Below are 12,734 nucleotides of genomic sequence, written 5' to 3'. Positions count from 1 at the left end.
ATTTGAGAGTACAATGGAGTAGTGTTTTTCATTGTTAGATAGTTAATGACATTTCACTGGTGTCAAGTTCGTATAGCTAGACATTAATAAAAAAAGGACACATATAAATATGCATCCTTTAACAAAAGAGTTTATTTATTTCCCTGTTTCAGCAAATTCCTTCAACCTATTCCCTATTTCATCACGAACTCTTTGGAAAAACGCCCATTTTTCTTCTTCTGTCCCTTGTGCTCTTGCCGGATCATCAAAACCCCAATGCTCACGTTTTACATGTGGAGGCGTCATCGGGCATTTATCAGCAGCATCTCCACAAAGCGTAACAACTAAATCAGCATTGTTCAGAATATCAGAATCGATTATATCTGACGTTTGATTAGAGATATCTATACCAACTTCCTTCATCGCTTTAACAGCATTCGGATTTAATCCATGTGCTTCTATCCCCGCGCTATACACTTTCCACTCATCACCTAAATATTGTTTAGCCCATCCTTCAGCCATTTGGCTCCGGCAAGAGTTCCCTGTACATAAAAAGTAAATGATTTTATTCTCCATATATTCCACCTCTACATCGAGTGACTTCCAAAGTATTTTCGTTGAAACCATAAAGCAACCTTAACAAGTGCTATCATGACTGGCACTTCTACAAGCGGACCAATTACGGCGGCAAATGCTGCACCCGAATGAATTCCAAATACACCAACAGCTACAGCAATCGCTAATTCAAAGTTATTGCTTCCTGCTGTAAAAGCTAAAGTAGTAGTTACAGCATAGTTTGCCCCGATTTTCTTCCCTAAAAAGAAGGAAACAAAGAACATTAAAACAAAGTAAATCAATAATGGAATCGCAACTCGGACAACATCTAACGGCAAGCTAACAATTACATCACCTTTTAAGGAAAACATGACGATAATTGTAAATAGCAAAGCAATTAACGTAATTGGACTAATCTTAGGAATGAACACTTTTTCATACCATTCTTTGCCCTTCACTTTTACAAAAATATAACGTGTCACCATTCCTGCAATAAAAGGAACTCCAAGGTAAATGAATACTGATTTTGCGACTTCTGCCATCGTAATATTCACTACTGCTCCTTCCATCCCTAACCATTGCGGAATAACTGTTACAAAAATGTAAGCATAAACTGAGAAAAAAAGCATTTGGAAAATTGAGTTGAAAGCAACTAATCCTGCCGCGTATTCCGTATCACCTTTTGATAAGTCATTCCAAACAATAACCATCGCAATACAGCGAGCTAATCCAATCATAATAAGCCCAATCATATACTCCGGTTTATCTGGCAAAAAGATGATAGCCAAAATAAACATGAGAGTCGGTCCGATGATCCAGTTTTGCACTAAAGATAAAATTAACACTTTAATATCTTTAAATACCCGTCCAATTTCTTCATATCGAACCTTTGCTAGTGGTGGATACATCATTAATACTAATCCAATAGCTAAAGGGATAGATGTAGTTCCTACTTGTAATTTGTTTAATCCACCAACAAAACTCGGAAATATAAAACCTAATCCTATCCCCAATGCCATCGCAAGAAAAATCCAGATGGTTAAATAACGGTCTAAAAAAGATAAACGTTTCATTACTTTATCCTCACCTTTTTTACTAACAGCAAGAGTTCGTTGTAATATCACTTGGCGGTGTTACACAACAAGAGGAGGAATCTTGTTTTTGAACCTCGCTGTTCGATTTGGTATAGAAAAATTCCCACTCGTTCCCATCTGGATCAGTAATCCAAAATTTATCTTGGACTGCATAACAACAAGTCGTATCCATTTCTTCACGTGCAAAAAACCCTTCTTTTTCAAGCCTTTTCTTGTGTTTCAAAACTTCTTCCAAACTATCTACTTGGAATCCAAAATGATTCACTTGATTTCCCTTCACCTCATCTGCGACATTTAAAGTGAAATTCAGTCCAGGAGTCTCTAATAGAAACTTTGCATAGTCTGTTTTTACTTTTACAGCCTTTACTCCAAAAACTTTTTCATAAAAATTGATCGATTTCTCTAAACTGACAACGTTAACCCCTACATGAACATATTTCATTTTAATTCCCCCTCTTATATATTAATCAAAAAAATTTGATATAATACCTAAAAAATTTTTTTAGCAGCAATCTCCTTCACCTTTTTTTCTAAATATACAACAAAGCTCTTCTGATAATAAACCATTTACTTCCTCATCATTTAGATCATAATAACTCCATGTTCCCTTTGTCTCTTTCGTTATTAAGTTGGCATCCAATAAAATTTTTAGATGATAAGAAAGTTTAGATTGCGTCACCTCAAAAATCTCAGTCAGATCACAAACACAGGTTTTTCCCCTTTGACAAAGTTCATACATGATCTCTAATCGTTTCTGATCAGCAAGAGCCTTAAATTTTTGTTCATATTTCCGTAGCAGTTCTGATTTCGTCTCATCCATTCATATCGCCTTCTTTAATCAATTTTTTTTGATGTATTTATTATACTCATGATTTTTAAATTAATGCAAGCAAATAAATCAATTTATTTTGATTAATTGTAAAACCCGCTAAAAGCTTGTGTAACCAGATAGAGGTTTTCCATTTTTATTATTTCCTCCATCGCTACTTTGCTACTACAGCAACGGAGATCATAAACGCTAATTTCTAATTTCAAGAAAAAAACATTAAATAATTTTTGTGAATATGTAGAATCGATAATAATTCGAGATAATACGTATTTAGTCAGAGCACACAGATTTATCATCAATTAAAACCTTATGTGAAGATATAAGCCATTCAATCCATCCTTCCACATAAGGTTTTAAACAATTTAATCAGACCTTTTCTTTTTGAATAAGTTCTTCATTTTCATAAAAGGGCATTGTGACACTTGATTTTCATCATCTCGCAAGAAGTACTGTTTCCACTCCAGATTGTCTTTTTTTCCATACCATCCTAAATGCGGATGGATAGGTACTTCATCATATGCCTCAAGCCTTTTTCGAATTTGCTTACTCATATTTCGTCCAAATGCAGTAGTATCATTTAGATCCTCAAAAACCCATCTAGGCTGAAACGTCAACATAAAATAAGGAAAACTTCTGCTTTTTCTTTTGCTGTGAGCCGGTGTAGCACACAGAACAAAATATGGTTCTCCATTAAAACAGTATTCCCATTGAAAGTTATCTGGATTTTCTGGTATATCATCTGGCCAATCAGCTGGATCTTCCATACTCAATGAATTGAGCAACTGCCAAAACAACGATTCGTAATCCTCAATTTTGTAATCAGTCAGTAATTCTTCTGGTGTATGAAATATTACAGTTAATGATGCATACTTTCCTGTCTCTCGTGAAATAGTTCCATACCGAGTAAGCAATGGCGCTAATTCCTTCGCAGTCTCGGGATTCCTAGGATCACCGACAAAAGCAATTCGCAGCTGGTCGCTTAAAAATGCTTGCCTTCCCGGTATACAAGGAAATTTATTTTCTTTATCACCTATTTTTTCATTCAAATAGTTAAACGAATCTAATTGCCAACCAGGTAGCGTTTCTTTAATTTTTTCAAGATCACTTTTAGCATATAACTCAGTCAATAAATCCACCTCCGAAGGCATTTATCATAATGTATTGCGGGAGCACGAAGGAGGTGAATGTCTAATTACTTTTTCATAAATCCGAATGAATATTAATTAAATGGTTAATGCTTTAATGGGTAAGTAGTATTTGCTTATCACAAAAAACAAAAATCCAGGTTTAAGTCTGCGTTTAGACGTTCATGCACACTCAGCCCTCAAAACGTATAACGCCGGACTTTCTGGATTTTTTTATTTTAACACCAACAAACGATCTTTAATTGAGTAAAAAGTAAACATATTGGTATTATCTCTAAAACAGTATGCACTTAGATTAGTGATGATTTTGATGCTCTTGATGCTTTTTGTTATCAGGTTTAAAAACGTTCTTGTCCTCTTCAAGTAGCTTACCGACTATAACCTGTCTGGTGGGCATTACATGTGCGTCTCTTGTTTTTACATCTGCTTTAATATTATATAAGCCATCATCAGTAAATGTCTTTGTAGCAACGTATATCCCATTGTTTTCATACTCAGCTTCTACCACTTCTAAATGCTCTTTATGATTTTCTTTCCATATCTCAAACTTTACATTCGTTGCATACTCTACTTTTTTTCCTTCTTGCGTCAGTTTCATTTTTAAATTTTGTTCTTTATTCTTTGATAGGCTAGAAGGTAAAATTATCTCTACATCAAGTTGTTTTGATTGTACATACTGGTCAGCAGCATTAGGATCAACAGTGCATGAAGTTAATAGGAGCATTAATATGATTAGGAAAAAGAAAGACAATCCTCTACTATTCAAATCGACCTCACTAATCAATCAATTTTTATTAATTTATTATGGTTTTCAACTTTGAAATCCTTTTAATGAGGAGATTATCAATTATCCAGACTAGCACAAGAGATATTCCTACCAAAGGGAATAGGACACCAAACATTATGATGATAAGTATTAGGAGTTTCATGGTTTTGAGTTCGGGAGATTTTGGTGCCCCTAACTTTCCGGCAGGTTTACGTTTCCACCAAAGAATAAATCCACTTATCCCAACTGCTACAATTCCAATACAGATCATTAAACCGATCAATTGGTTAACCAGTCCAAACTGTGTCCCTTTGTGAAGAGTTATTCCAAGAGCAATTATTTTTCCCATAGTGCCGTAGTTGTCATAACGATAATCTGCTAGGACAGCCCCCGTGTATTGATCTATATGCATCGTTGCCTCATCTTGTGCTTTGGGCGGAAAAACGGACATTGTATAAACTCCGTCAGTTTTTTGAGGAATGTAAATATCATAACCAGGCGTAATGTTTTGTTCTTCTGCAATCGTTACAACATCATCAATAGAAAGTTACTTGAAACAGGAACTTCTAGATTCTCAGCTGCCCAAGGGACATCGGCAACTTCTTTTGTTTGAGTTGATGTCGGAGCTTCTCCAACCCAAATAGATGGAGGATATCCGAATCCTGAATTTGTAGTTAATTGCTGAAATGTGTTTCCCCATAAACCAGACCATGGTAATCCCGTTAAAACCAAAAATAACATGCCTGCAGAAATCCAGAATGCAGGTACTGCATGTAAATCCCTAGTCAATATTTTCTTTCCTTTTGTAACTCTGGGAATCATGACACCCCGTACCTTCATTCTATTTCTGGGCCACCATAAATAAATATCGGTCACGATAAGTATTAGCGCCCAACAAGCTGTTAATTCCACAATTCTGTCCCCTGCTGTTCCTGCCATTAATTCACCGTGAAATTCTTCGATTTTATCCATTATTCGATTATCATCAGCAAGTTGCCCTATAATTTGCCCATTATGTGGATTAACAAACACAATATAGGAACTGTCTTTGGAAACAATACCCACTTCGGCAGATCGTTCTGGATGATCACTGGGTCTATATTTTATTATTTCAGCGTCAGGATACCTTTCTTTTATTGCTTCAAATTGTACTGATGGAGAGACTGTTTTTGATTCTGCCTGAACCTCGTATAGATCTTTGTATAAATGATTTTCGATTTGAGGCTTAAACAAGTACACACCACCTGTGACAGCCAATATAAGTAAGAAAGGCAAAAAGATCAAACCCGCATAAAAATGCCATCGCCAAACTGTCTGATAAAGTGAAGTTCTCGCTGTTTTTCTCTTAGAATATTCCTTCTTTTCAATTGCAGAATAATCTGATTTTAACATTTGTTTTCTCCTTTTTATTTTCTAAAACAAATTATTGTCTTATCACAAAGTCAATATTTAATGTTGTTACAAAAAGAAATGTGCAAGACAAATTACATAGCCCCTTCCTCATTCTCTCTTTTTAAAAAAATACTAAAGAGACCTTATAACAACAATACGATCATGTTAATATTTGTTAATTTTTGTTGAATTATGTTATTTCATAACAAAAAAAGACTCTTTTAAGGTCTTTTAAGATTTTACGCATAGGTTTTGTTTAGATTCCATTTTTTCAAACAAGAATAACCTTACTTTGGTGCAAGTCATGAAATCCTAAAGAAGATTTAATAAAACTCCAAAACAAAAAAGATACCAATATAGTTTGGTATCTTAAATAAAGTGAATGCTTATGAAGTAGTGAAGTCATTCATTATATGGTTTTAAGGCTAGCACTATAATCCTTGCTTACCTCAACGCTTGTTATACTTCAGGCCTCATTTCTGTTTTTATATTCGCTATATCTTTTTCTGTTACGTAAAGAGTAGAGATTGAACCAATAGAATTAAGTGAGCTTTAGAAGACTTAAAAAGCTCTGATAACAAATCTCTTTATAATATTCATGTGAATTTATATCTTCACTCATTAGCCATTGAATGAGCAATCCATCTACAATAGATCGCATTGTTTTTGAAGCTTTTTCAACATCTATACTTTGGTCAAATACTCCTGTTTCCTGTCCAAAAATAATAATGTTAGATGTGATGCCCCAGCACTGTTGATAAAAGCTATGGTTAATTTTCCTGTACGTTTCATTTCGGGTTGCCTGAGACAAGAAATCTAAATAAACCTTGTAAAACTTTTCATTTTCCTCGGGAGAGACAAATATTGAATTTACATAAGCTTTCAACTTATCCAGTGGCGTAGATTCCGAATCCACTGCTTTCAATTCATGTTTATAAATTTTATTTGTAATCCACTCAAGTAGTTGAGAAAGGGTATCTTCCTTATTATCAAAGTAATAATGCACGACGCCCTTACTAACTCCTGCGTGATCAGCAATACTTTGTAGTGTAACTGAATTATAACCTTGTGTTGACACAGCTTGGAAAGCTGCCCTTAATATTTGATTCTTTCTTTCTTCTGCTTTTTTCTTCATAATAAACCTCCAGAAAGCTAACCTTCAATTAGTATACAACAGTTCATGAAATCCACACAAAATTATTCTGACCAGACAAAATAGTTTGACCGGTCAGAATAATTGTGTATACTTAAAGTGGTTTCACATCAAGATAGCATATTGGAGGATTTATAAAATGAAAGACGAATTCAAGGCTCTAGTTGTAAACAAAGTTGATGATGAATTTTCAATTAAAGTAAAGAATGTTTCTCCAGCGTTTTTACCAGAAAGTGATGTCCACATCCAAGTACACTACTCTGGAATTAACTACAAAGATGGACTTGCAGGGAACCCCAATGGGAAAATCGTAAGAAAATACCCATTTATACCGGGTATAGATTTAGCAGGTGTAGTCATTTCTTCTAATGATCCTCGCTTTAAAGAGGGAGATAAGGTGATTGCCACAAGTTATGATATAGGTGTTTCTCATTTTGGCGGTTTTAGCGAATATGCAAGTCTCCCTGGAGACTGGATTGTACCTTTACCTGATAATTTGACCCTCAAAGAAGCAATGATAGTAGGAACAGCTGGCTTCACAGCGGCACTATCTATTCAACGTCTAGAAGAAAATAACCTATCTCCTGAAAAAGGAAAAGTTCTGGTAACAGGAGCAACAGGTGGCGTTGGTAGTTTTGCTGTTTCATTCCTTAACTCTCTCGGTTATCAAGTAGAAGCTAGTACAGGTAAAGAATCAGAATATGATTACTTACGAAAACTTGGAGCTAGTACAATTATTTCACGGGATATGACCTATGGAGGGAAGGTCAAAGCCTTAGGATCACAAAAATGGGCGGCAGCTGTTGATCCTGTAGGCGGGGAACCTCTTGCCTCTATCTTAAGCCAAATTCAATATGGAGGTTCCGTTGCTGTTAGTGGATTAACAGCTGGAACAAAACTGCCAACTACTGTTTTTCCATTCATCTTAAGAGGTGTTAATTTACTTGGGATTGATTCTGTATCTTGTCCAATGGAAACACGGTTAAAAACATGGCATCGTGTAGCAACTGATTTTAAACCATCTAGTTTAGAGGAATTTATTTCACAAGAAATTACTTTAGATCAACTTCCTAACGTTCTTCCTGAAATATTGGAAGGACAAGTAAGAGGGAGAACGATTGTAAATATCGTATGATTATTCATCAGAACTCATCCAGTTGCTAAAGATGAAACAATGTCTTAAAGGGCTAGTAAAGGGATTCTCAACAGGAATTCCTTTACTTATTATAGCTTACTTTATGTAAATGCAAAAATATAAGGAGTGATCCTCCCCATTCAGCTTACACAGTCTTAATGATATGAAAACGCTTATTCATCGTACATTATAAATGTGGCTCCTAGTCTAGAGTTTCGTTTATGGGCAAACAAAGCTCAAATAAATAGGAACCCACCTTGTCACAATAAACTCAATAGACTAATGCTGAGAAGTCTCCATATTTACTACAATACACCCACACCCCTGTTTGACTGGTTCCCTTGGAGAGAAGAAGACTTTGAAAAAGCCAAATGCGAAAACAAGCCGTTTCTGGTCAGCATCGGTTATTCGAACTTTCATTAGTGACAAGTTCGTGTATCTACACATATCCCTTAAGATGTACATAACTTTGAAATTGTAATTAAAGACAAATAAAAAAGGAACTCATTTGAATTCCTTTTTATAACTTATTAGTTTAATCGAATGATAGTCAAGGCTGCTCCGGTTGATCCCCCTCCTAAAAGAATAACTGTAGCTACTACTCCGAATAATTGAAGTGATATTCTGTCTCCTGCATCCAAAGTAGCGAACACATCATCATTGTAACTAGAAGTTGATACTGCTGGAGAAATGATTGAACCTGGTATTGGATCACCATTACGCATTAATCTAGAACCAGCAAGTAATGAAAGAGTGGTATTGATTTGATATGAGAGATAATAACGTCCTGCCACTGGCACAGTAAACATATTATTACCTCCATTTACTGTAAAACCGTCTAAGCTTTGATTGTTCGGTAAGGGTACTGGGGAACCACCCAGTACCACTGCAATTGTACTACCAACTGTATTAGATGCATACATAGAGTTTCCTGTTACACTTCCGCCTGTTCCTGTTGGTCCGGTTATTCCTGTTGCTCCCGTTACTCCCGTTGGTCCCGTTGCTCCCGTTATTCCTGTTGCTCCCGTTATTCCGGTTGCTCCTGTTGCTCCCGTTGCTCCTGTTGCTCCCGTTGCTCCGGTTGGTCCTGTTGCACCCGTTGGTCCGGTTATTCCTGTTGCTCCCGTTACTCCCGTTGGTCCGGTTGCTCCTGTTATTCCGGTTGCACCCGTTGGTCCGGTTGGTCCCGTTATTCCTGTTGCTCCCGTTACTCCCGTTGGTCCGGTTGCTCCTGTTATTCCGGTTGCACCCGTTGGTCCGGTTGCTCCTGTTATTCCGGTTGCACCCGTTGGTCCGGTTGCTCCCGTTGCTCCGGTCGGTCCTGTTGGTCCTCTACTACTACCTCCACATGCGTTAAGTTGAGCGCACATTTCTGTCACTACTTTCAGCAAAAGTTTGTGGAATCAAAGATACAAACTGATTAATATTGATAATTTAATGAAAAAGAAACGGTCACATTTGCTGTTCCAGTTCCCCCTGCCCCAACAATACCTATTGAGTTGATATCATTCAAAGTGATTGATCTACTTTCTCCTGGTGCTACTGTAAATCCCGCAACTGCTGTTCCATTAACTGTAAGAGAAGCTGTGGGGCCTACTCCTACAATCCCATTGTTTTCTACCATTATTGTTCCATTTATAACAAAAGAAGTTGCGTCTTCCCAAACTGGTGTAGCTACAGCTCCAGTATCCCCCAAATCAATCGTGAAACATACAGCATCGTTTACAAAACCCGTTTGCTCGTTACTACAACCGCCCAAAATAGCCATAATTATCCTCCTCATTCATATTATCTTTATAAAAATATGTTATTAAAAACAATTTCGATTGGATAATCAACCAAACTTAAAAATATTTAATAGATTTAATAATGTGATTCAGCTGAACATCTATTTGTCCTTTCGATTTTCTTTTTGATGATTCGATCTTAAGACACTCAAGATCTTTAACCGTAATAGAGCAACTTTCTCCTTTATTCACACCTAATGAATATATATTTTCTTTAGTCTGAAGAATAATTTTAATCGAAGAATTCTTGGTATCTTTATGATGAAGAGTGACTGTAGCAGTATTAGCAAAGTTAGATTCGTTGTTCCATAGAACTCCTGTTTTATTTTCATTTGTTAAAAAACAAATTTCAAATTTATCTTTTATACTTGGTTTTAAAATCAGATAATCATATACAGGAATTTTAACTTCACCAATACCACAAAAAAATGAAATATCAATCAAAATACGTGAATCTGAACGATACAAAACCTTATTGGCACATAATGTTTTCATACAACAAGGAACGAGTAATTCTAGCACAACACATTTTCGCAGTTCATTAACCGAAATAACTTTAAAATAACACGTCTGAAATAGTTCTCCATTCGATATGCCAGATGCAATAAAATGTTCTCCTTCTTGATTAATTAAAAAAACTGGTGTTACAGCAAAACATTCATCAACTTTTATTTGTTTTTCACTTTGAATTCGTTTAAGTTTTTCAATGATGCAGCATGTCAAGTTAAACCAACTCAATTCATTGCTTTAAAGTTAAAGTGGCTTTTTATAACTTATAATATGTGACGTGAGATTAATTGTGCATTTGGTGAGGTACACCTTCATTGACTTGTATTTGATGCTATGTAATTGGTGATCTTCTAGACAAATTGACTAACTAAAACAAGAAGATGAGAGGCCAACAAGTGTAATAAAAAAGTTATTGCGGTCTCACCGAAAATTTAAATTGCGGTGCCCTATTGCCTTTTTCTGCGAACAAAAACTTGTTAATATTTACATTACTAGTAGAGTTAAGGGAAGGGTGAATATCTTGATATCAATCACATCAGCTGAAGTGGGAATGAAGATTAATGAATGGCATAGGCATATTCAAAAATTCAACGTTACTGATGCTGAAATGTTAAAAGCTGAAATCGAACGTGATATAGAGGTTATGGAAGAAGATCAAGATTTGCTTATTTATTATCAATTAATGGCCTTCCGCCATAAAATCATGTTGGAATACACGATGCCATCCGATGAAAACCGAATGGAACTTTCAGAATATTTAAAGAAAATCGAAGGGCATAAGAAGAAGCTAGACAATATGCGGGCATATTATTATAACTTCTTCCGCGGGATGTATGAGTTTAGAAACGGTGAATACACAAAGGCCATTACATATTACAAAAAAGCTGAACGCAAAATTCCTACAATCTCCGACAAGATTGAAAAAGCTGAGTTTTATTTTAAACTGTCTGAAGTCTATTATCATATGAAAATGACACACATTTCGATGCATTACGCTGAGCTTTCATATAACATCTATAAAAAACACGAGCTTTATTCTGTTCGGCGTATACAGTGCCATTTTGTCATTGCCGGTAACTATGATGACCTTGAAAATCATGAGAAAGCTCTCCCCCACCTTCAAGAAGCTTTAAAAGGTGCTGAGCTGCTTAAAAGTAAAAATACTCATATCTATGCCACTGCGTTTTTCAATCTCGGCAATTGTTATCACAAAATGGACAACTTAAATAAGGCTGCTCGTTACATCGAACAAGCCTTGGTTCAATACAGAAAAATTAACTCTGACGTACTTCCGCAAGCTTATCATGACCTAGCATTGATTTATTTTAAACAAGGCAAAAAAGAACAAGCAATGGATTGCTTCCGCAAAGGAATTAGAAGTGCTGTAGATTTTAAAGACGAACTTTTTATGAACTTATTTGAAGCATTAGACGTTCTTTATATAAGAAATGGCGATACACCTAAACTCCTCAACATTTTTTCTCGTTTAGAGAACGGCAAAGGATACCCTTATCTGGAAGAGCTGGCATTGTTAGGAGGCAACCTTTTCGATTATAATGGAAAAATAGAGGATAGTATCATCTGTTTCAAGAAGATGGTATATGCTCAAAAGCAAATATCGAAAGGGGAATGCATGTATGAAATCTAAATTGTTTATCAGTTTATCCGCCGTTTTAATTGGACTTGCCTTTTTCGGATCTATGTCTAATGGCGAAATGAAGGAAGCATCCCGGAATGTAACTCTAGCACCTACTCATGAATTCCTTGTTTGATTCGATAAACAACATTAGTTCTGATTCCCTTTAGCCGTTTCATAACGGCTTTTTCTTATTTCTGATACTGAAAAAATCCATCATACATAAAGCTTTTGAGGTGAACATTTTGGACTTATTTGATGAATGCTTAGAAGCTCTAGGGAAAAACAAAGAAATCTTATCAGAAGAATTAACGGCAAATTATTATGAACTGCTTTCAAACAGTTTTCCCTTTACATCTTGGGGACAAATCAAGTGGAAAGAAGTTTGTTGTCATCAATCTATAGTTTACGAGGACGAGATTTACGATTGGCTAGCTAAACACCATTTTAAAGATAGGAACATTATTATTCTTTGGGGTTACGGAGAACAGCCAGCATTAAAAACCAGTCTTGAGCATGCATTAAACGTAATTGATGATGTAACTGCCGTTGGATCAGATACTTTTATGTTTAGTGAATTTGGCTACGTTATCGAATTTTTTCATGATGGCGATGTTACAATTGGAAAGTCCCCTTTCATTGAAAGGATTAACAAATAGGTAAAATGACACAGATCGAATGATTCATTTCCACCATTTGATCCACATAACAGTTAGTTTCATCATTCTTCCATGGTAATATTTTGTTATGACG

Annotated in this window: 15 protein-coding genes and 2 pseudogenes; 6 read left to right on the top strand and 11 right to left on the bottom strand. The window is 35.7% G+C overall.

The window, feature by feature from the left end:
* Positions 1 to 135: 135 nt before the first annotated feature.
* The 8 genes and pseudogenes from BGM23_RS09175 to BGM23_RS09140 form a co-directional block, all read right to left on the bottom strand.
* On the bottom strand, positions 136 to 555 hold the full coding sequence (locus BGM23_RS09175; protein ID WP_004398596.1) for a thioredoxin-dependent arsenate reductase: 420 nt from the start codon (positions 553 to 555) through the stop codon (positions 136 to 138).
* An 11-nt stretch (positions 556 to 566) separates the two neighbouring features.
* On the bottom strand, positions 567 to 1,607 hold the full coding sequence (acr3, locus tag BGM23_RS09170) for an arsenite efflux transporter Acr3 (RefSeq protein ID WP_004398718.1): 1,041 nt from the start codon (positions 1,605 to 1,607) through the stop codon (positions 567 to 569).
* A 22-nt stretch (positions 1,608 to 1,629) separates the two neighbouring features.
* Complete coding sequence (locus BGM23_RS09165; protein ID WP_003229954.1) at positions 1,630 to 2,070, bottom strand: ArsI/CadI family heavy metal resistance metalloenzyme; 441 nt, start codon at positions 2,068 to 2,070, stop codon at positions 1,630 to 1,632.
* 60 nt (positions 2,071 to 2,130) lie between these two features.
* Positions 2,131 to 2,448, bottom strand: a complete 318-nt coding sequence (gene arsR / locus BGM23_RS09160) for an arsenical resistance operon transcriptional regulator ArsR (protein ID WP_004399122.1) — start codon at positions 2,446 to 2,448, stop codon at positions 2,131 to 2,133.
* A 371-nt stretch (positions 2,449 to 2,819) separates the two neighbouring features.
* Complete coding sequence (locus BGM23_RS09155) at positions 2,820 to 3,584, bottom strand: YqcI/YcgG family protein (RefSeq protein ID WP_004398670.1); 765 nt, start codon at positions 3,582 to 3,584, stop codon at positions 2,820 to 2,822.
* Between the two features lie 313 nt (positions 3,585 to 3,897).
* Complete coding sequence (locus tag BGM23_RS09150) at positions 3,898 to 4,368, bottom strand: FixH family protein (protein WP_015714301.1); 471 nt, start codon at positions 4,366 to 4,368, stop codon at positions 3,898 to 3,900.
* A 28-nt stretch (positions 4,369 to 4,396) separates the two neighbouring features.
* Positions 4,397 to 5,760 (bottom strand): annotated as a pseudogene (locus tag BGM23_RS09145) (PepSY-associated TM helix domain-containing protein).
* Positions 5,761 to 6,301: 541 nt separating this feature from the next.
* Complete coding sequence (locus tag BGM23_RS09140; RefSeq protein WP_015714302.1) at positions 6,302 to 6,895, bottom strand: TetR/AcrR family transcriptional regulator; 594 nt, start codon at positions 6,893 to 6,895, stop codon at positions 6,302 to 6,304.
* A 157-nt stretch (positions 6,896 to 7,052) separates the two neighbouring features.
* Between BGM23_RS09140 and BGM23_RS09135 the strand changes: the two genes are divergently transcribed.
* Together BGM23_RS09135 and BGM23_RS22395 are read left to right on the top strand one after the other, a co-directional pair.
* Entirely contained in the window at positions 7,053 to 8,048 is a 996-nt protein-coding gene (locus BGM23_RS09135; protein ID WP_015714303.1) for an NADPH:quinone oxidoreductase family protein, read from the top strand.
* A 287-nt stretch (positions 8,049 to 8,335) separates the two neighbouring features.
* A pseudogene (locus BGM23_RS22395) lies at positions 8,336 to 8,468 on the top strand (DUF255 domain-containing protein); the annotation flags it as partial.
* 110 nt (positions 8,469 to 8,578) lie between these two features.
* On the opposite strand, the gene BGM23_RS22130 reads toward BGM23_RS22395, so the two are convergent.
* The gene (locus BGM23_RS22130; protein ID WP_230488262.1) at positions 8,579 to 8,971 is read right to left on the bottom strand and encodes a BclA C-terminal domain-containing protein; all 393 of its coding nucleotides are present in this window, start codon (positions 8,969 to 8,971) and stop codon (positions 8,579 to 8,581) included.
* Between BGM23_RS22130 and BGM23_RS22125 the strand changes: the two genes are divergently transcribed.
* Positions 8,898 to 9,410 carry a hypothetical protein gene (locus BGM23_RS22125; RefSeq protein WP_231940259.1) on the top strand — a complete coding sequence of 171 codons (513 nt, stop codon included), beginning with the start codon at positions 8,898 to 8,900 and terminating at the stop codon, positions 9,408 to 9,410. The genes BGM23_RS22130 and BGM23_RS22125 overlap by 74 nt on opposite strands.
* Positions 9,411 to 9,468: 58 nt before the next feature.
* Here the strand turns inward: BGM23_RS22125 and BGM23_RS09125 are convergent, their stop codons facing one another.
* A complete protein-coding gene (locus BGM23_RS09125; RefSeq protein WP_015714305.1) occupies positions 9,469 to 9,816 on the bottom strand; it encodes a DUF3992 domain-containing protein in 348 nt (115 codons plus the stop codon).
* A gap of 76 nt (positions 9,817 to 9,892) precedes the next feature.
* Positions 9,893 to 10,558 (bottom strand): CotZ-related putative spore coat protein, encoded by a 666-nt coding sequence (locus BGM23_RS09120; RefSeq protein WP_015714306.1) that lies wholly within the window; start codon positions 10,556 to 10,558, stop codon positions 9,893 to 9,895.
* A 307-nt stretch (positions 10,559 to 10,865) separates the two neighbouring features.
* Between BGM23_RS09120 and rapE the strand changes: the two genes are divergently transcribed.
* The 3 genes from rapE (at position 10,866) to BGM23_RS22390 (ending at position 12,640) form a co-directional block, all read left to right on the top strand.
* On the top strand, positions 10,866 to 11,993 hold the full coding sequence (gene rapE / locus BGM23_RS09115; RefSeq protein WP_015714307.1) for a response regulator aspartate phosphatase RapE: 1,128 nt from the start codon (positions 10,866 to 10,868) through the stop codon (positions 11,991 to 11,993).
* A complete protein-coding gene (gene phrE / locus BGM23_RS09110) occupies positions 11,983 to 12,117 on the top strand; it encodes a phosphatase RapE inhibitor PhrE (RefSeq protein ID WP_014114495.1) in 135 nt (44 codons plus the stop codon). Before rapE ends, phrE begins: the two co-directional genes overlap by 11 nt.
* Positions 12,118 to 12,226: 109 nt before the next feature.
* A complete protein-coding gene (locus BGM23_RS22390) occupies positions 12,227 to 12,640 on the top strand; it encodes a CDI toxin immunity protein (protein WP_015714308.1) in 414 nt (137 codons plus the stop codon).
* Positions 12,641 to 12,734 lie beyond the last annotated feature (94 nt).

It is taken from the genome of Bacillus sp. FJAT-14266 (genome assembly GCF_001719225.1).
Taxonomy (GTDB): Bacteria; Bacillota; Bacilli; order Bacillales; family Bacillaceae; genus Bacillus; species Bacillus subtilis.
The sequence above is the reverse complement of the archived record's forward strand: the minus strand, read 5'-3'. Positions and strand labels throughout refer to the sequence as shown.